At 40.2% G+C, this 18,164-nt stretch carries 23 protein-coding genes; all 23 read right to left on the reverse strand.

From position 1 onward, the window contains the following. The 23 genes from P9E47_RS17995 to P9E47_RS18105 all read right to left on the reverse strand — a co-directional run bounded on the left by P9E47_RS17995 (nucleotide 1) and on the right by P9E47_RS18105 (nucleotide 18,137). On the reverse strand, nucleotides 1-414 hold the full coding sequence (locus tag P9E47_RS17995) for a recombinase family protein (RefSeq protein WP_326164222.1): 414 nt from the start codon (nucleotides 412-414) through the stop codon (nucleotides 1-3). Further along, nucleotides 415-1,980, reverse strand: coding sequence for a recombinase family protein (locus tag P9E47_RS18000; RefSeq protein ID WP_326164223.1), 1,566 nt, complete (start codon nucleotides 1,978-1,980; stop codon nucleotides 415-417). It abuts the gene before it with no gap. A gap of 61 nt (nucleotides 1,981-2,041) precedes the next feature. Then, nucleotides 2,042-2,278, reverse strand: coding sequence for an SHOCT domain-containing protein (locus tag P9E47_RS18005; protein WP_326164224.1), 237 nt, complete (start codon nucleotides 2,276-2,278; stop codon nucleotides 2,042-2,044). 198 nt (nucleotides 2,279-2,476) lie between these two features. After that, nucleotides 2,477-3,178 (reverse strand): N-acetylmuramoyl-L-alanine amidase, encoded by a 702-nt coding sequence (locus P9E47_RS18010; protein WP_326164225.1) that lies wholly within the window; start codon nucleotides 3,176-3,178, stop codon nucleotides 2,477-2,479. Continuing rightward, the gene (locus P9E47_RS18015; protein WP_326164227.1) at nucleotides 3,162-3,590 is read right to left on the reverse strand and encodes a phage holin family protein; all 429 of its coding nucleotides are present in this window, start codon (nucleotides 3,588-3,590) and stop codon (nucleotides 3,162-3,164) included. Before P9E47_RS18015 ends, P9E47_RS18010 begins: the two co-directional genes overlap by 17 nt. Nucleotides 3,591-3,678: 88 nt before the next feature. Next, complete coding sequence (locus P9E47_RS18020; RefSeq protein ID WP_326164228.1) at nucleotides 3,679-4,737, reverse strand: hypothetical protein; 1,059 nt, start codon at nucleotides 4,735-4,737, stop codon at nucleotides 3,679-3,681. Continuing rightward, complete coding sequence (locus P9E47_RS18025; RefSeq protein ID WP_326164229.1) at nucleotides 4,734-5,180, reverse strand: hypothetical protein; 447 nt, start codon at nucleotides 5,178-5,180, stop codon at nucleotides 4,734-4,736. Before P9E47_RS18025 ends, P9E47_RS18020 begins: the two co-directional genes overlap by 4 nt. 7 nt (nucleotides 5,181-5,187) lie before the next feature. Continuing rightward, complete coding sequence (locus P9E47_RS18030; RefSeq protein ID WP_407697202.1) at nucleotides 5,188-6,942, reverse strand: IS1182 family transposase; 1,755 nt, start codon at nucleotides 6,940-6,942, stop codon at nucleotides 5,188-5,190. A 157-nt stretch (nucleotides 6,943-7,099) separates the two neighbouring features. Continuing rightward, complete coding sequence (locus tag P9E47_RS18035) at nucleotides 7,100-7,789, reverse strand: prophage endopeptidase tail family protein (RefSeq protein WP_326164231.1); 690 nt, start codon at nucleotides 7,787-7,789, stop codon at nucleotides 7,100-7,102. Nucleotides 7,790-7,804: 15 nt separating this feature from the next. Then, complete coding sequence (locus P9E47_RS18040; protein WP_326164232.1) at nucleotides 7,805-10,405, reverse strand: phage tail tape measure protein; 2,601 nt, start codon at nucleotides 10,403-10,405, stop codon at nucleotides 7,805-7,807. A 66-nt stretch (nucleotides 10,406-10,471) separates the two neighbouring features. Continuing rightward, on the reverse strand, nucleotides 10,472-10,750 hold the full coding sequence (locus tag P9E47_RS18045; RefSeq protein WP_026561385.1) for a hypothetical protein: 279 nt from the start codon (nucleotides 10,748-10,750) through the stop codon (nucleotides 10,472-10,474). A gap of 170 nt (nucleotides 10,751-10,920) precedes the next feature. Continuing rightward, entirely contained in the window at nucleotides 10,921-11,097 is a 177-nt protein-coding gene (locus P9E47_RS18050; RefSeq protein ID WP_173719797.1) for a hypothetical protein, read from the reverse strand. A gap of 11 nt (nucleotides 11,098-11,108) precedes the next feature. Further along, entirely contained in the window at nucleotides 11,109-11,534 is a 426-nt protein-coding gene (locus P9E47_RS18055; RefSeq protein ID WP_326164235.1) for a hypothetical protein, read from the reverse strand. Nucleotides 11,535-11,555: 21 nt separating this feature from the next. Continuing rightward, complete coding sequence (locus P9E47_RS18060; RefSeq protein ID WP_456115118.1) at nucleotides 11,556-12,437, reverse strand: major tail protein; 882 nt, start codon at nucleotides 12,435-12,437, stop codon at nucleotides 11,556-11,558. Further along, complete coding sequence (locus tag P9E47_RS18065; protein ID WP_326164236.1) at nucleotides 12,438-12,782, reverse strand: hypothetical protein; 345 nt, start codon at nucleotides 12,780-12,782, stop codon at nucleotides 12,438-12,440. Continuing rightward, the gene (locus P9E47_RS18070) at nucleotides 12,779-13,213 is read right to left on the reverse strand and encodes an HK97-gp10 family putative phage morphogenesis protein (protein WP_326164238.1); all 435 of its coding nucleotides are present in this window, start codon (nucleotides 13,211-13,213) and stop codon (nucleotides 12,779-12,781) included. The genes P9E47_RS18065 and P9E47_RS18070 overlap by 4 nt, the downstream gene beginning before the upstream one ends. Nucleotides 13,214-13,217: 4 nt before the next feature. After that, entirely contained in the window at nucleotides 13,218-13,553 is a 336-nt protein-coding gene (locus P9E47_RS18075; protein WP_326164239.1) for a head-tail adaptor protein, read from the reverse strand. Continuing rightward, entirely contained in the window at nucleotides 13,550-13,861 is a 312-nt protein-coding gene (locus tag P9E47_RS18080; RefSeq protein ID WP_326164240.1) for a head-tail connector protein, read from the reverse strand. The genes P9E47_RS18075 and P9E47_RS18080 overlap by 4 nt, the downstream gene beginning before the upstream one ends. Before the next feature lie 18 nt (nucleotides 13,862-13,879). Then, complete coding sequence (locus P9E47_RS18085; protein WP_326164241.1) at nucleotides 13,880-14,101, reverse strand: head fiber protein; 222 nt, start codon at nucleotides 14,099-14,101, stop codon at nucleotides 13,880-13,882. A gap of 10 nt (nucleotides 14,102-14,111) precedes the next feature. Then, complete coding sequence (locus P9E47_RS18090) at nucleotides 14,112-15,305, reverse strand: phage major capsid protein (protein WP_326164242.1); 1,194 nt, start codon at nucleotides 15,303-15,305, stop codon at nucleotides 14,112-14,114. 13 nt (nucleotides 15,306-15,318) lie between these two features. After that, nucleotides 15,319-16,005: a head maturation protease, ClpP-related gene (locus tag P9E47_RS18095; protein ID WP_326164244.1), complete on the reverse strand. Its 687-nt coding sequence runs from the start codon at nucleotides 16,003-16,005 to the stop codon at nucleotides 15,319-15,321. 3 nt (nucleotides 16,006-16,008) lie between these two features. After that, on the reverse strand, nucleotides 16,009-17,232 hold the full coding sequence (locus tag P9E47_RS18100; protein ID WP_326164245.1) for a phage portal protein: 1,224 nt from the start codon (nucleotides 17,230-17,232) through the stop codon (nucleotides 16,009-16,011). Nucleotides 17,233-17,300: 68 nt separating this feature from the next. Continuing rightward, the gene (locus P9E47_RS18105) at nucleotides 17,301-18,137 is read right to left on the reverse strand and encodes a S1 family peptidase (RefSeq protein ID WP_326164246.1); all 837 of its coding nucleotides are present in this window, start codon (nucleotides 18,135-18,137) and stop codon (nucleotides 17,301-17,303) included. Between the last annotated feature and the right edge of the window lie 27 nt (nucleotides 18,138-18,164).

Here is an 18,164-nt window from a genome sequence, read left to right on the forward strand (position 1 = left end):
TTAGACCTCACTTTCTATCAAACTGTAGGCATATTCTGCCTGCTTATATGGGTCGTCGTATTTTTGCACCAGGGGGTTTGCTTTGAACTTTGCAGGATAATCCACTTTCGGTGCATCTTTAGGTTCCCGTATCCTTCCGAGCCTTTCTGCCCGTTTTCGTTTTTCTTCCCCAGCTTTTTCGAAGATCTCCTCATCGATAATTGGAGGGTAAAATTCATCGCCAAGGTATTGCTGGTTCTGTAACATCTTTCCTGCAGTGGCATGGTAGCATTCAATACCAGCTCTTTTAGCAGCATCCTTCAAAGAAAATCCTGCCAAGTATCCTGAAAATAATTCTTTTACCTGCTCTGATGCTTTTTCATCCACAACAGCCTTTCCATCTTCAATTCTATACCCATAGAGTGTGTGACCCATCTAATTCACCAACCTTTCCTTCAATGTGATCCCACATTTTAATTCAAATCCGACTTCCTCCCGTGAAAAGACAATAATCTTCTCTACGTATTCTTCAAACAGCTCATCCTCATAGGATGTGAGCATTTTGGACTTAGTGGTAAACTTAAGTAAATGGTCAACCTCGTCTACTTTTGCAAAATTGCCGTTGACGGAACGAGTAAGTTGATCCTTTTCATCAAGAAGTCTTTCTCTTTCTGCTTCCAGTGAATTCTTTTCTTTATTAAACAGGGCAGGTTCCAGATATCCTTTGGCCATTAAACCCGTCAGCATTTGGCTCTGCTCCATGTTGTTTTCAATCTTAGTTTCCAACTCTCTGATTCTGCGAAAACCCGCTGCATTATTCTGGTTACGTAGCCCATCCATAAGTGGTCTTAATATGAATTTCTGACCGAAAATGAGTTTATTCATCATCGAAACAAATGCAGTCTTTATATCATCATCTCGAATGAACTGCATGGAACATTCCGTTATCTGGCTTATATGCTTACTGCAGCACCAAGCAATGTATTTTCTTGGGCCAGATGAATGAATCCGTCTTTTAAAGGTACTGCCACATTCTGAGCAGATAATTTTACTAGAGAAAGAATATCGGTTTAGATATTTGCTATTGCGCTTTTCGATCCCTTTTTCCTTTGCTCTCTGATTGAGAACGGCATCGACAGCTTCAAAATCTTTATGGCTGATAATCGCCTCATGATGGTTTTCTACTAGATACATATTTTTCTCACCATAATTGGTGTGCCTGTTAAAATGGCTGTCAGTATAAGTCTTTTGCAAAATAACATCGCCAGTATATTTTTCATTGGTCAGAATCCCTCGAATCGTCGTAGCCGTCCACCGACCACCTCTTTTTGAAGGGATACCCTTTTGATTAAGATCATTTGCAACTTTCTGTGTGCCTTTACCCGATAATACCTCTACAAAAATATACTTCACAATTTCAGCCTGCTTGGGGTTTACTATCATCTGACCGTCAATGTTTTGATAGCCATATGGTGGGTAGGAAATTTTAAAGGTACCGTTTTGAAATCGTCTTTGAATTGCCCACTTAGTATTTTCAGAAATGGAAATTGACTCACTTTCTGCAAGCCCACTTAAAATGGAGAGCATCAACTCGCTTTCCATTGACCCTGTATTGATGTTTTCCTTCTCAAAATAGATATGTACCCCAAGGTCTATCAGTTTTCGAACCATCTCCAAGCAGTCTGTAGTATTTCTCGCAAATCGGCTAATTGACTTTGTAATAATTAGGTCAATCCTCCCGGTTTCACAGTCTGATAACATTCTAAGTAGGTCAGAGCGATTTTCCTTTTTCGTGCCACTAATTCCCTCGTCATAATATAAACCTGCATATTCCCATTCTGGATTTGCCTTTATGTAGCTCTCGTAATGGGCCTTTTGTGCTTGCAAGCTGACAAGTTGTTCATTACTATCTGTAGAAACTCGGCAGTAGGCAACTACACGTGTTTTTGGCTTAATAAAGGAGTTGGCCGTTTTTCCTTCTATTTTTGTTATCTTTTTCATCCTCTCACCTCCTCCTTGGTAGGTCACATATTACCTCTGAAGCCCCTATATATCAACGATTTCAGGGCATTATCTCTACTAAAAAGGGGGAGAAAGTTTGGCGATTTAGTGCATCTATCTTGTTGAATTCCACTTCAGTTATTAAGCCTTTTCCAAGCATCTTTCTGAGTAATTTTTCCGCCAGGATATAATCAAACTCACGCTGTAGCTGTTCCTGTGATACTCTCTTTAAATCGATACTTTTGTCTTTAATCTCATCTGAAATCTTTGTAACCTTTCTATCCTCGTACTGATTCACTAGGAATCACCTCCTACCTAATAGCCGTGGGAACAGGTCGGAGTTGAGGATTTGTAAAATTTAATTGGAATCAGAGCATAAAAAAAGAGCCTGCAAGGGAAGAACCCCTACAGGCTGTTAAATCTAATAGTTTAATATTTTATTTGGGATGTCAGATAAAATTCAAGCAAACACCACTCTTTAACTCGCACCTTTTGATTAATCATACTTAATAAATGCATCAGTAAAACCTGCCTTTTTAGCTTTGACAAGCTGTGCTTCAGCATTTGCTTTGTCCGAATATGCACCGATCTGCACATGGTAATATTTCTTTTTCACCGGCTCCGCTGCTTTATTTTCTGTACTCAGTAGCTTCTTCACATCTGCCCGAAAGGTATTCATACTCTTTCCATGCTTAGGAAACCAGTGCATCACATCTGCATGATTACTTGCGATACCTAGTTTATGGCCCTCCGAATGGCAAATGATATCCTCTTCTGTTAAATTATATTGTCGGCACAGCATCACACAAAGTTCCACTGCATTCTGCCAAGCCTTTCTAAAATAAGCTTCATTCTTTGAAACATTGTAGCCAACCATCGTGGATCCTTTACCATAAGAAAAACCACCAGGCTCACAAATTTCAATGCCAATATGAGTGTTGTTCCCTGTTCCACCGCAATGCCAGCCTCTATGGTTCCAAGGTAAGTACTGCCATACTTCTTTATCATCAACAAAAGCGTGAACACAAACTTGACGATTGGTTTCACCCGACTTGTACGACTTATTCCAACGACTGAACCAATCTGCTGCCATCACACCAGGAGTTGCAGTCGAGTGAACCATAATTCCTTTTGGTGTGATTTTCTTCCCTACCGTAAAACAATCATTTCTCGTCATATATTTAGCGTTTAGTTTCATTCTTGTCATCCCCCTTGCCATGTAATTGAGCTAAGACATCTTTCAATTTTTGTGGAATTGGAAGCCCGATTCTTGAGCCATTATCCATTATGCTGATGCCCTCATTTGAGAGATAAAAAAAGATTACGGCTGTTCGAATAACACTGCCCTCACCAATAAGTCGGCTGTCAATAATATGAGCAATCCCGACAAGGATAAAAATAAGGATCTTTTTGAAAATCCCCCGAGCACCAATTTCACTGGAAAGCTCTTTATTAATAATGGCCACCATAATTCCAGTAATATAGTCTACAATGACAAAAATAATAAGAGCGTATAAAAATCCATCAAGGCCACCGAGAAACCAGCCCAACCAACCGCCCAATGCTGCAATTACAGTTTGTAAAATTACCCAAAGTTCTTTTATTGCCATGTTCTTCCCTCGCTCCCCAAACTGTTTAAAATCTATATAAAAAGGCGCCTGTGACAAGAGAGCCACCAAGCGCCTGTATTTTTATTATTTAATACGGAGCATAATACACATAATCACTAGCTTTAACATAAAATCCGTCACCCGGAACATAGATGGCCCCGCCAAATGTATCAGAATTGGTAGTAGTAAACCCAGGTTGCTCGACACCTTCCCAATTCAGTCCATCAGCAGAAACATACAGCATACTTTCATTAAAAAGAGCATATTTTCCCCAATCCTGCATCCAAATGATGTTTTGCGGATTTGGGATGTTATTATTAGCAAGATCCCCAACATGAGAAAGATTTGTTTCTGTAATCTCAGTAGCACTGTCATTCATAACACACAGGTTCACATGAAAGATTCCACTAACATAGCGATATTTCATTACAAAGAGTTTGTCGTTAACTGAACGGATATACATATAATATGTATTTAAATCCTCTGGAATAGTTGTTGTCCAAGCACCTGGACTAGATGTACTTGCTACGGCAATGGAACGATCACCGCCCACAACTCCGACAAACTTCCCTTTATGAGTTGTCATATAACTAAAAATAGGAACCGATGAACCATCCGCTCCAACCAATGTCCAGGCGGTTCTTTCTGTTAAGGAATCAAAACTGTAATACACCGGCGACTTATAGTACCACCAGCTAACGACTCCAGAACCAATACTAGAATCATAGGCCCCTGTGGTCATGGAGTTTTGTGCCCCTTGGCAGTACCCAGCGTTATGCCAAGTGATGCCATCAAAAGAAGCAATGATATTAGCAAGCCCTACTATCTTTGCTAAAAACACTCCACCACCAGCATACAAAATTTCTGGTTGGCCATAGCTCCACCAAGGAACATCCACTACTGTCCATTCTCCTGTACCCTTATTGAAATAAGACATATACGGTGTTTTGGCATAATACACAGCAATCTGTGCATTCCCATTATCATGTACCTTTATTTGCTTCTCGCTGCCATACTGAGTATAACCAAAATCAGAATAATATTTCTTTTGCCAAATCAATGTGGGGATTGGAAGAATGAGTTCACCTCTGCCACCAAAAGCGGCCCAAATGGCTAATGTATTATTAAAATTCCTGTGATAACTCATCCTTCCACCACCTTTTCAATCCCAGTAATTCGACCACTGCTATCTGTTGAATAGTTGTAACTTGCTGTCTCTCCATCAGCATAGACAATATCAAACCTCGCAGCATCCACCGTCAAAGTCGATACTTCTTTTAACAACAACTCCGAAAAAATATCTTCCAAAGTAATACTTGTGATTCGTCCATTACTATCTGTTGTGTAGCTATAATCAGCAAAGTACTGATGGGTATCCCCTTTTTCAACTTCATAGGTTACATGAATCATGGTTTCATCAATCGTCAAATTCTTTACTATAGTATAAGAAACGCCAAGCTGATCCAATTGGTACTGAAGACCATCTACAGAGCTACCCACATCATTTAGCGAGCTTTCCACCTTATTCATTGAGTTTTCAATGCGGTAAAAGGTATCAGAAATACTTGGTTTATACCTTCCTACTTCCACTCGAATGTCATAGCGATAAAAAGGGGCTGTCTGATAAGTCCTTAAAATAGAGAAAGTGGAGAAAACTAACTCGGTTTTCTCCACTTTCTTTTCTGTTTTTTGGATTATGATCTGAAAGTAGCTGGCGGATAGCTGCTACTTTCAGGATATTGTGGGCTAAAGCCACAATTCCAAACTCGATATGTACTTTGTCGAGACCCCGCAACGAAAATCTGCGGAACGACCGATTGCCCTTGATGTGACCGAACACGCTTTCTACTTCGACTTTGCGTCGAGCGTAGATTGCGGCCTTCTCCTCACATTCAAGGGCTGTTTTGGCTTTTGCTTTCATCTCTTCAAAGATGGTATTCCAGTGAACTTGACGATTTCCCTTTGCCTTTGTGCATTGTTCCTTTAAGGGGCAATCTGTACAATCTTCACATTCATATATTTTGAAGCTTTGCTCATAGCCAGATTTATTCTTTTTGTTTTGGTATTTTTTAAACGTTATCTTTCTTCCGTTCGGGCAAATAAAACAATCATCTTGTTCTAGATAGGTCCAGTTTTTTGCGTTCTTGATATCCTTTTTAAATTTCCGTGTCTGTTCTTGAAGGTAGGTGCCGTAAGGGATCAGAAAATCAAATCTTGGCTCTTTTTCATCCCCAACGGCATAGACGTAGTTTTCCTCGCTACCATATCCCGCATCTGCGATGACTGTTTTAGGCATCGGTAATGAAGTAGATGCCAGTTTCTCCATATGCGGTATAAAACAACGCGTGTCCGTAGGTCGTTGGTGAATGGTATAAAATAAAATAAACTGATTTTCCGTTCCCATTTGCACGTTGTATCCCGGCTTGAGTTGGCCGTTCTTCATATGGTCTTCTTTCATACGCATAAAGGTTGCGTCTTTGTCTGTTTTGGAATAGCTGTTCCGGTCTCCAAAAATTTCATTTTGTTCCTTGTATTTCGCTAGACGTGGTAAGAAATTTTCCCTGATCAACTTTAATGGCTTTTTCCATTTACTACGTTCTTGACGCTTTTCCTTACGGACTGTTGAATCTGATTCTCTTTCAATCTCTTCCGTTAAGGCTTCCACTTTTTCTTCTAATTCTTGAGCGATGGTTGCAAGATGATATTCTTCCATTTCTTCATTTTGCAGTATTTCCTTCTGAACTGTTTCGACCTCTGCTTGTGTTAACTCATGGATGTGCTGAAGTACTTCTTGAATCTTCTCTTTTAATTTTGCCTCAAATTTCGAAGTTGACTTTTTCCATACGAAGGAATACTTATTGGCATTGGCTTCGATCTTGGTCCCATCCAAAAAGTAGTTTTCCATTGTGATATAATTTTCTTCAATTAATTTATGTATCATGGCTTCGAATAACTCATCCATCATAGCTTTCATTCGTTCCCCACGGAACTCATTGATTGTGCGGTAATCCGGCTGCTGCATCGCTGCCAACCACATGGCGGGGAAATTTTCCGTTGTCAACTTTTCAATTCCTCGACAAGAATAAACCTTTTGGGAATAACCAAAAAGAATGATTTTAAGCATCATTTTGGGATGAAAAGAACTACGACCGCCGCCTTTATAATAAGAAAACAGTTGTTCATCTGGCACAGCTTCAACCATTTCATCTACAACACGAGCGACGTGGTGTTCTGGAATAAGGGCTTCCATATCAAAAATGGCTTGAATTTGATGGTTGTCATATGGTTTGAAGGTAGGGGTTAATTGTCTTTTGGGTTTCTTTTTTTCGTCTGTCGCTGGAAGAAGTGTCATTTGAGTGTTATAATTTTCTGTAGTAATCATTGGATTGCTCATAAAAAATCGTCCTTTCTCGAAATGTTGGTTTGGTCACTTACATTTTACTAGAATCGACGATTTTTTTGTGCATTTTTTTAAAGAAATTAAAATAGAAGGGTTGCCAAAAAGTCAGTTAACTATGACTTTTTGGACAGCCCCTTGTTTTCACGTCAATACCGAGTGGTTTAAACAAAATATGCACATTATCTCCGACTGCTAAATTCAATAGTTTAAAGAAAGAGATATAGTACGAAGAGGCATTTTCCCTTGAATCATGGGAAACAGATACATCGGTGACGTTTTTCGAACCCATCACTGGCTGATACTCGCTACTTCCTCGATGCTGTCGAACATTAATCAAATAGCCGTTGTATTCAATCTCACCACCTAATATAGCAATGTACTGCATGAGGGCAGCCCTTCTTGTTACTTCCTGATTGATTTTCATTGTACAGCTTTCGGTAAAATCTACCATTCCTGCTGAAAAAGGAGTTCCTGATAATAGCTGATTCAATCCAGCTGCAGGATCTCCCGTAAAATCAAAAGCATCTATATTAAAAATCTCATCATTTAAAATGTAGGATACATGTTCACAAGTTACAGAGCAGACTGGCAAACTACCTTGTAATGACTTCGTAATCTGTACGATCTCAAAATACTGATTGTTTAGCTTGGCCAGCTGTTTCGTTTTTAAAGCAAGAGCAAACTTGGCTAAAACTGTAAACGACAGCGTGAATTCTCCTTCAAGTGTTTCTCTTATATTTGCTGACATCACTTTTCGGATAGTCTGTATTAATGTGCTTCCTGCATAAATTTCAATCACCAATCTACCCTCCTTTTACGAGCCAGCAACACCTAAGTTTCTGACGGTCACTGTATTTTGATGCCATTGAAGCTGAGCAATAATTCGAGTTAGCACATTTCCATCAATCGTTAGTGGAATCGTGACATCAAATACTGCACCGTTACTTCCTCCCTCGACACCCGTAACCACACTATCTATATTTAAATCAAAGTCTGTAGGAATGGCGCCTTCCATTTCCTTTTCTACATTACCCATAGCATCTGAAAAACCGACTCCAATTCCTTCCCCCATGTTTTCACCAATCCCAGCAAAAACTCGTGAAGGGGAACGAATCCCAAGAACACCTTTTACACTACTGACGATGCCACCGACAAAACCGCTAACCTTATCTTTTATCCATCCAATCATAGAAGAAATCCCATTCCAAAGCCCTCGGACAATGTTAACCCCTACCTCACCTATAGAAAGGGCAGCTTTACCTATTCCAACAAGGAGAGCGGAAACAATCTGCGGTAGCTGGGCCACCAGTTGAGGGATGGCTCTAATAATTCCGGCTGCTAACTGTATGATAAGATTAATTCCCATCTCAACAATCTTAGGTAGATTTGCGGTAATAAAATTGATAAGGGTTGATATCAAAGTTGGTAAAGCTTCTATTAACCTTGGTAATGCATTTATAAGTCCTATTGCCAAACCTTCGATAATTTTAAAAGCGGCCTCCAGCACCATATCGAGATTATTAATAATAGTTTCCACTATTAGAAGTATGGCTGCTACTATAGAAGGGATAAGGTTTGGCAATGCCTCACCAATCCCAGTCGCTAGTGTGACAATCATTGTCAAAGCCGCTTCGATTAAAGCAGGGAGGTTAGCAAGAATACCATCTACTAAACTAAGAACAAGATAAAGTGCCCCTTCTGTAATTTGAGGGAGAGCCTCGATGATGCCTTGAAGCAGAGTCGTCACAATTTGCATGGCTGAATCAATGATCATTGGGAGGTTTTCGACAATGGCACCAATTAAGGACATAATAATTTGAAGTCCTAACGTAACGAACTGAGGCAATTGCTCGGTAATGAGTTCTGTTATACCAGCAACAGTCTCTCCTATCACTTCAGCAATTTTTTCAAAATCCCCATCCGCTTCATTAATTCCATTCGATAAGCCAGAAAACAAATCTGTAATTCCTGCCGAAACTTCACTTACTGCTGGTAGAAACACCCCTTGTAAGGAACGTTTTACGCCCTCAATTCCATCAGTTAGGTTATCGTATTTGACTTCTGTTATTTGAGCCAACGCATCCCCACTCGCGATGGTACTATCTTTTATCCCACCAAGAACTGGTAGTATACTGGCTTCTAAATCTTCAAACTGTGTGCCAAATAACTGCACACCAATTGTGTTTTTAAGAAGCGGATCTTCAATCTCTTGAAGTTTTTGAATGACACTAAAGAATGCAGCATTAGCTGTTTCCCCACCTTGGGCAAACTGCTTCGTCATTTCTTCTGCATTAAGCCCAAGAGCGGTGAAGGCTTCCATACTCGACTTACTGCCGTCTTTGGCTCGGATATTGAATTCCTTAACTGCATCCCCAACCTTATCAATACTGAAAGCACCACTTTCTGCTCCAGCTACTAAACTAGCGATAAACTCATCTGCACTAAGGCCAAGTGAAGCATATTGAACGGAATATTCATTCAAGGTATCTAATAGATCGCCATTTTTATCGGCACCGTTTTGAGCACCAACCGCAATAATGTTATAGGCCTCATCAGCCGAGATACCGAAGTTCTTCATAAGAGCACTGGCTGCCCTTGCCGATTCCTGCATATCGAAGTCAAAGGTTTTCCTCAAAGCAAAACCGGACTCGGTGGCTTTTTCTAGCTCTTCACCCATGAGTCCGGTTATCTTTTGTACCTCTGAAATTCCTACTGCCACATCATCCAAGCTGTCACCGAAATTATGCTTGTACACGTTTTGAGCAATTTCTCCCAACTCTTCAAGTTCGGCACCTGTTGCACCAGTTGAAGCAGAAATTTGATTGACGGCCATGTTGTACTCATCACCAAGTTTAATCAGGCTAACCCCTGTGGCAACGGCTGCAGTTCCAATGGCGGCTACAGCTGCTCCAATGGTTGCACCGATTCCTTTTAAGACACCTCCTAGCTTTTCAAATCGACCAGAAGCATCTTCAGTCTGATCCGCTGCATTCTGTACTTCATTAGCAAACTCCTCTACTTCTCCTTCAGCATCGTTGAATCCTTCATTCAAATCTTGGATGGCTTGATTGTTATTCTCAAGTTCTCGCTCCATCTTCATCAGTTCAGACTTGGCGTTATTCAGCTGAATTTGCCAATTTTGTGTTCGTCTATCATTCTCACCAAAAGAATCTGCTGCGTTTCTAAGTGCCGCCTCTAATGTACTAATTTTGTCCTTTTGTGCATCAACTGATTTTGCGAGTGCTCCGTTTCTTGCAGTTAGAGCTTCAATTGATTGATCCTGCCTATCAAATTGGGCGGTGACAAGTTTCATTTCACTTCCTAACACCTTGAAATTTTGATTGATATCTCTCAAGGCATTTTTGAAGTCCTTCTCACCTTCTACACCGATTCGAAGTCCAAAGTTATCAGCCACGACTCCACCTCCTCTCTTTTTGGGCATAAAAAAGACACCCCGTTTAAAAGAGTGCCTAACGATTTATCATAAATAGTACCTAATGATTAATCTAGAACCAAATCCTTTTGTCTCTGTATTACCAGCCTTTGGATTTGGTAATTGAACTACTTCATCGCCAGGATTCATGCTTTTATACATTGCTCTACAGCAGCTTGCCATTCTAGCATTTTTCCCTTTATGATCACCCATCATTTTATGAAGTATGCCACTACAAATTTCGATACTGCTTTCTCCAGACTCTTTTGCATCCACCTTCAATTGCTTAATCTCTTTCACAAAATCCTCAAGCTTTGGAATCACCATTACTACAACCCCTTTCCCTTTTATTGGGATTGTATCACAAACACTTTTTTGTAAGTCAAGACAGTGACTGTGTATTGTGATTAGTGTTGTGACTGGGAAAAAGGCTTGATTTACCAATGATTTAGAGCAACTTTAGGGCTTGAAGTTTTTTTCAAACACTAGTATATATCCTATATCCCTACAGGAATAACATCATCAATCGAAACTTCCATCAATGGCTTAGCAATTCCGGTAAACTGCTTATGACATTCCCATAAATCCATTAAATACCCCATTGGCATGAGCCACACTTCTTCTTCACTTCGGTTTAACTGAGCGGTGCCATAATAAATAAGTCGGATAAACAACTCTTCATCGCTTACCCGACTTCCACGTTTTTTGCTGGTTCACTCTGTATATGCCGTTTTGTGCCTTTCAACATGGAAGCCATAATCGCATTCTTGTACTCTGCCAATTCAAAAGGAGTAGTCAATAGTTCCACTTCATCCTCTTTCAGCAATTCCTTTTTATCCACTTTATTTTTCAGATTATGAATCAGGATTGACTGATTGGCTAATAACGTAATAAGCCAGACAATCTCATCCAAAGCTAGTTCAAAATCCTTTGAATTCATCAGCTTCGTTCCCAGATTCTCTAAGCCACCATATCGTTTTGCAATTTCTTTCGTAGCCTTTGTAGTCAAAATCAATTTATATTCCATGCCACGAACTTCAATCACTGCACTTCTTTCGTCAGCTGCAGGATCAATTTCCAATGGTGCCGCCTCTTTATTCTCATTTCCCATTTTTCATCATCCTCCCTCGAATTAAGATACATCCACCGTAGCCACATCTGTCTTAACAGTACTAGCACCAACTGAACTCAAAACACAGTAGTAATAATAGGAACCTGCAAGTAAATCCGTTGGGATATCAAAACTTGCTGACGTTTCCCCATTAATAGCGGTTCCACCTGTCGTGCTATCGGTTGTATTTTCATACCACTGATAAGTGACAGGATAACTAGTATTCGTGCTTGCAACAACCGATAAACTGCCAGAAATGCTACCTTCTACCACTTCTGTTAAATCTGCGGGCTGCACGGTAACCGTAATTGTTGGAGTTACTGGTGAAAAGTCGGGCTCATATACAGAACTAAACCATTTGGTTATGGTTTCTTGCGCTACACCATTGTCCCCTTCTGTGACTTCCGCCTTCCATGGATGTTTATTTTCACCATCTAGCTTATTTCGTCTAAACACGGTTCCTTCTATGGTGGGACTGCTGAATGTAATTGATTCACCTTTTGTCGTAAGGTTGGTTGTAGGAATGCTAAAAATAACCCGATACAACCAAAAGTATCGATACTTTCCATTCGCTTTCTTGGCACGAAACCCAACTGCCACAGGATTCCCACCATCTTCACTTCTTGAAACCACGACATTGTTGCTATCAATCTTACTTCCTGTTAAATCTTGTGCTGCTATGGAGCCGATATCATCAATTCCAAGGGTTAATGTTCCACTATTAAATTCCTTTACAATTTCTGATGCGCCATCATCCGCATAAAGGATAGCTTCAATGAGTTCAACACTGAGTTCTGCGGACATGGCTTTCGCTAGTATTTTTGGAGTTCCATATGTTTCAATACCATTCTCATCTTCTGTGATCTTGGCATAAAATAAACGGTCCAATCCGATTGTTGCCATTTAATATTCCTCCATTTCATATTCTTTCAAGACATCAATGGAATAGTGATGATATTTAGTATCATCTTCAAATCCGATATACTGTCGATCCGTAATGGTTATATCCGCTTTTAGCAGGATCTTTGTAAGCTGTTTTTTTAATGGTTGGTAATTCTTTTTTATAAAAAGCGATAGCCGTGCTTCCTCGATAACTGAATGGGCTTGATTATCGGCAAAGAAGTCCAACCTGTCTGACATCGGTGTAATTACGATGTACTCATCAGGCGGTTTCTTGGAAAAGACACCTGTTTCAATGGGAATCCCGATGGGTTCAAGTAAGGTATTCAGGTCTTTTAATAGACTCATAGTTTCTCAATCTCCTTATCCAGTGCTTTCTCCATCGCCTCTGCACAGGCTTTTCTTGTAGCTGACTTTGTAGGCTTTAGCCAAGGTCTAGGAGGTTGGCCGGATTTCCCATACTCCAATACAGCTGCCTTCAATGCATTCGAAACTCCCTTACTGTCCTTTGTTGTAGGAATACCCACCCTAAGGTTCCAGTCCCCTTTTGCATCTTGGACTGCCTTTGTTGTTTCAAGGGATGCTAATAATTCACCAGTAGATTGAGAAGGTTCCTTCGTTCCCTGTCCAATTCTTGCAGCTAGATTACTTTTAGCTTTCTGAATCACTGGCTCTGCTCCCTTTTCTAATACTCTTGGAACAATGTCATCAAAGTGACGATTTAATTTTGCGATTCTTTCTAGAAAGTCATCTGGCATTTTTACTGCTGCTCTTGCCACAGCCTCACCCCTTTGACCCTGTAATTTTCTCAGCTAACACTTCTACATACATGCCACGTTCTTTAATATCCTCAACACTTAAAATGTTGTATCGTTCATCCTTACAGCCAATGACTAAATCCGTGGTTAACTCAAATCCCCGAGGTTTTCTAAAGCGAAAAAGAGAGCTAGCCTCAGAGAAACTAGCCCGATTTTTCCAAGCTTCACTCCCATGACGATTTTCTTTATAAGCCCTCACCGAAGTTAAAAGTTGCTCCCCCTCGGTGGCAAATCCTTCTTCATCTTTAACAGATACAATGCTAAAAATTTCAATCTGGACATTCATTTTTCCTAAACTCATATGATCACGTCCTTATTAAGACGAAGGAGCATATTGACCACATTCCATACTTGTTTACTCGCTTCGACATTGTCAGCAAAAAAGCCGCCAGTGCTACCATCTCGACTTTCATAAAAGTGAGACGATAGCATGATGACAGCCTGTTCGGTCGTAGGATGCAAAGGATTTTCTTTGTAAAAGCCATCAGGTTTCTTTTGATAGCTTTCTGCATAGGAAACAGCGGCAGTGATGAATCCAGAAAGCAGTACATCGTCCTCATCATGGTTTAGAATAAGGTTTTGTTTTACCTTTGATAACAACTCATCCATCACCACTTCCTCCCTTTACTATTCAGCATTCATTAGACCAGCTGTTTTCAGTTTTGCTAGTAAAGCATTAAAGTCAGTAACAAGTCCAGCTACATCTACAGCAGTACTATCTGCTTGAAGTGTGGCTGGACTTAATAGTGTTCCGTCAAAAGCTAACTTTCCTTCTGGAGTTATATCTAATTCCCCACCAATGACGGTTCGATTTCCACCTTGTTCTGTATAATTTTTGACATTACTCATGAACGATCACCTACGCTTTCTGTTGAAGGACTTTAATCGCTTCAGGAAGAATCAACTTTCCATCCACCCTCTGTGATGCCTTGAAACCAACTTGTCCTGTTGCGGCATATAATTCATTTAATCTCTGGAAAGAACGACCTTGTCGATCTGCGACCCAGTAGTATCCAAAATCACCGAACGCAATCGTCTTAGCACCCGCTTCTACAGTTGGAACATATGCAGATGTTTTAACTGGACGATTTAAAATCGTATCTGGTTGTCCCGCTTGGATCGAAGGCTGCCATAGGTACTGGCCATTCCCGTCTTTCAACTTTCGAATCAGTTTGACCGTCGCATCATTCATGACAAAGATGGCTTTTTTACGGTAAGGCGACTTCAATGAGTAGAACAAATCCATAATCTCATCGACGGAAACAGCCGTTGCAGAAGTTCCAGTCACACCAAGTTCGGCTCCACCAGTGGCATTAAAAATGCCAGTCGGTTTTCCGGTACCATCTCCAACAAAGAAGGCTTCTTCTTCTTTGGCACCAATCCGTCTGGCAAATTCTTTTGCAATATACGCTTCAAGATTAAATACACTGTCGTTTAAAAGTTCTTCGGACACTTTAATCATGGTGGCTAATTTATAAGCTCCAATCGAAACTTGTCCAAAACTATCATCCGATTCAGGAATCAATCCTTCTTCATCCACCCATGAAGCAGTTCCTTTTGAAGCAACCACCGGAATTTTCCGATCTCCTGATGAAGTCGTGATGACCTTGGCTAATGAACGGAAGATATTTTCCTCTTCCAACGATTCAATAAGGGTTCTTTCAAACTCATCTGGAGCAAGATACCCACCCTCAGAGTCTGTTCCAATTTTTAAAGCGTTCTGTACATCGTAGTTACTTTTGTTTCTCATCGATTTCCAGAATGCTTCCCTGTATTCATCTGTTGCTCGGCCTGTTTTTTGCCCCTCAGTTCCTGTTGGCTTTGAAGTAATAGGCTGATTAATCGGTTTTGAAAGTTCTAAATCGATGGCTTGTTGTCTTTCCAATCGATCAATTTCTTTCCCGAGATTAACGACTTCTGCCTCCATTTTTTCATAAGTGGACGTATCCTCGGCAGAGAGAATTCCATCTTCTCCTCTTTTGGAATCAAGAAATGCTTTAGTGCTTTCCCATGCTTTTGCCCGTTTTTCACGTAGTTCTAATACTTTACTCATCCAAATCTCCTCCTTAATATTTCAAGAGATCAAGTCTCTTGTCTAATATGCTGATATCTGTTCCAGTTTTCTTCTCTCTTTGCGGCAGTTTGTGTAAAAATGAATTCACAACAGCCATCTGGCTATAGATGATTCCTTCCTCTGGTGATGCTTGTTCACTTTCATTTGTGAATAGGATGCCATCCGCAAAGCCCAGCTCCATTGCCTTTTTTGAATTGAACCAACTTTCCTCATCCATCAAGTTTGAGAGTTTTGTCCTTGGTAGACCCGTTTTCAATTCATAGGCATTGATGATACTTTCCTTTACTTCACCCAACATCTGAATGGCTTTTTTCATTTCAGCTGTATCTCCAAAGGCAATCGTCATCGGATTATGGATCATCATCATCGAAACAGGCGACATCAATACCTCTCCACCTGCCATCGCAATAACGGAAGCAGCACTTGCAGCAATCCCGTCTATTTTCACGGTCACATGACCCTTGTAATCCATCAACATGTTATAAATCTGGCTTGCAGCAAACACGTCACCACCTGGAGAGTTAATCCAAATGGATATATCCCCGCTCTCATTGAATAGTTCAGATTTAAATTGCTTCGGTGTGACTTCATCGCCAAACCATGTCTCTTCAGCAATGACACCATCAAGAAATAGCGTTCTGCCATCTTCGTTCTTGACCCAGTTCCAAAATTTCCTCAAGGGTTATCCCTCCTCATATTTTTCTGTCCAAGCTCCGGCTTTTGACATATCGACGAAGTTTCCGTTCACTAAATATTTGCCTCCACCCTGTTCTTCTGGGATCAGGTTCATCTCTTCTAGTTCCCGGATATCGTTTGCTGACATCACTCCGTTTTGCCGCATGATCTGATAGAATTGAGCTCTTGAACCTGCATCTCCTCGGAGTCGTCCATTCAGATTAAACTTGATAAAGTACTCTTTCTTATCTGTTTCACTTAACAGCGCCTTCTTCATAGACTGTTCAATTCTAGTTACCCAAGGCATGATCGTATTGTCGATAAAGCTAATGGATTGATGTTCAATATTACTGAAAGTCGCTTTATCCAGATTGGCTACAAGGTGAGGAGGAACCCGAAAAATTCTACAAATCTCTTCTGTTTGAAACTTCCTCGTTTCTAAGAACTGTGCTTGTTCTGGTGGGATGCCTATACTTTGAAACTTCATTCCTTCCTCAAGGACTGCAATTCGATGAGCATTGCTACTTCCTTGATAAACGGCATTCCAGCTTTCCCGGATTTTCGATGGATCTTTAACCACACCGGGATGTTCCAGCACACCACCTGGATTAGCACCATTCGCAAAGAACTTAGCTCCATACTCTTCGGTGGCCAGTGCCATTCCAATCGCATTTTTAGCCATAGCAATTGGTGAATATCCCATAAGACCATCAAAGCCAAGCCCAGGAATATGAAGAACCTCTTCATTTCGAAGGATGACCGAGCCAGTGTCCTTTCGATATTCATAGTAAAGTTCCCCTGTAGAAGTTCTATCCACCGCCATCCTATCTGGAAGTAAAGGATAAAGAGAAAGCACATTTCCTCTGCCATCTCGAATAATCTGTGCATAGGCATTTCCCCATAATAAAAGATGACTCATCAGTGTTTCTCTAAACACAAACGATGTCATCTCGGCATTTGGCTCATCATGGAGCATGTAATATAATTTATGTTCTACAGCTTTTTCCTTACCATTGTCAGTGTATCTGTATAAATGAAGCGGCAAACTTGCGATTGTTTCTGCTAGAATTCGTACACAAGCATAGACGGCAGTGGTTTGCATCGCCGTTCTTTCATTGACTGTTTTCCCGCTAGTAGTACCGCCAAAGAAGAAGCTGTAGGTGTTTCCTAAAAAGCTGTTCTTTGGACCATCTCTTGATTGAAAGAACTTTGATAATATCGGTATCTTCATGACTTTCACTCCTAAAAATGCGTATGAAAAAAGCACTTTGAATCAACAAAGTGCTTAGAAATTATTTATTAATTAACTAATGGTTCCAAAATAGACTTAAAATCCAGTAGCCTCCTACTCTTTACCGCATAACCAAGATTCATCATTACATTAGTTCTTGCTATAGGGACAACGGAAGTTGGAATCGTCACTGTTTGTATTTCACCTATTGCAGTTTGCTGAGGCCCTGCATATAAAATCCCTAATAATAAGAATCTGCTGCCTATTATTATACCATCCCCACTTGCATACGAGCCTTGATTAAATATACAAATTGGAGAGCCACTTGAACCAGGAAAAGAAGCAATGTCAACAACAATATCAGTTTTATGATTATAGTCAAATTTTGGATGGACAGCGGTTATTCCTCTTCGTATTATTGGTAGGTTATTCGCCTCATCCCATAGACCATTGGGATAACCGACCATAATAACATCTTCTAATGCAGAAAGGTTTCTAACCTGTTCAGTAGAAGGTATTATTGATTCATCTAATGAAATTGTAAAGAGATTTTTGTTATGTCTAGCCCTTGCATCCTCTATTACTGGAAACATTGGCATAATACACAAATCAACATTATCATCTGGATGAAATATAAAGGATTTTTCAAAGTCTTGTATTATATAAGAAAAAGTCTCCCCATATTTAGGAATATTTCCTTCAGTGGCAATTGTAAATACTAACCTTCCTAATTTAGCATCCCTAACCACGTGTTTATTTGTCACTAAAACGGGTACATTATTTTCACCTTTTATACTATATAGAAAAAAGAATCCTGTACCTGTACTTTGTATTTGACCCGCACCATTTAGAACTTCTATTCTAACAGTACTGTGCATCAATTGCTCCGACATAGATAAATTCATTATTCTACTTCCTTTCTCTGTCCCTCT

This window comes from Schinkia azotoformans (assembly GCF_035811335.1).
In the GTDB taxonomy this organism is placed as follows: Bacteria; Bacillota; Bacilli; order Bacillales; family Bacillaceae_J; genus Schinkia; species Schinkia azotoformans.